The sequence below is a fragment of the Ewingella americana ATCC 33852 genome (genome assembly GCF_000735345.1).
Lineage (GTDB): Bacteria > Pseudomonadota > Gammaproteobacteria > Enterobacterales > Enterobacteriaceae > Ewingella > Ewingella americana.
Genome location: NZ_JMPJ01000014.1, coordinates 1 through 778, shown reverse-complemented (window position 1 = coordinate 778; position 778 = coordinate 1). Strand labels below are relative to the sequence as shown.

The following is a 778-nucleotide window of genomic DNA, read 5'->3' as shown; positions in this document are numbered from 1 at the left end:
GACTCCTCCGGCCGGGTGGTTGCAGTGCAACGGTGCCTCGTTTGACAGAAGTAAATATCCACTGCTTGCCATCGCATATCCTAACGGTGTACTTCCTGATTTGCGTGGCGAGTTCCTGCGTGGTTTTGACGATGGCCGTGGCGTCGATGCTGGGCGCACGCTGTTATCACCTCAGGCTGGAACATGGATACAGCCAAACATTGAAAACAACCAAGTAACAACTGGCATCGTATTGGGAGGTGGTGAGGGTGGATTTAACGAAGGTGTGCTGGGTGGGGTAACTAGTGTGACAAATACAGGCAACAATGGGCCACGTGCTCGCTGGTATGTTCGCCCTCGCAATATTGCATTTAACTACATCGTGAGAGCTGCATAAAAAAAGCGCCCCGTGTGGGGCGCACTTCTTTATGCGGCACGGACTATGTAATTGAATGCTAAGTTACGTGGACGAGTCTCGGTACCACCTGTAGTCGATGTAGGTACCTCTGGAAAATAGTCATAACCCGGATGCGAAGTGCTGGCTACCTCATAATTGTTTGGGCCTGGTGGAACATCACCTGTGTAGGTAGGTGTTAAGTGTGTATGCGCGGCAAAAGAGTCAGCCTGAGCACTTAGAAGCTGACGTCCTGTATCAACACCCCGCCCATCATCAAATCCACGAATAAACTCCCCACGAAGATCAGGTAACTTCCCTGATGGATAAGCCAAAGCCAGTTGCGGATAAGCATTTTTATCAAACGCCGCCCCATTACATTTCAGCCACCCGGCCGGAGGAGTT

At 51.0% G+C, this 778-nt stretch carries 2 protein-coding genes; one reads left to right on the top strand and one right to left on the bottom strand.

Going from position 1 to position 778, the window contains the following annotated elements; translation table 11 throughout:
- A partial coding sequence (locus GEAM_RS22450; protein WP_167333517.1) for a phage tail protein occupies nucleotides 1–376 on the top strand: 376 nt, incomplete at its 5' end.
- A 29-nt stretch (nucleotides 377–405) separates the two neighbouring features.
- Here the strand turns inward: GEAM_RS22450 and GEAM_RS22445 are convergent.
- Nucleotides 406–778 (bottom strand): phage tail protein (locus tag GEAM_RS22445; RefSeq protein ID WP_167333516.1); only part of this gene is annotated, 373 nt, incomplete at its 5' end.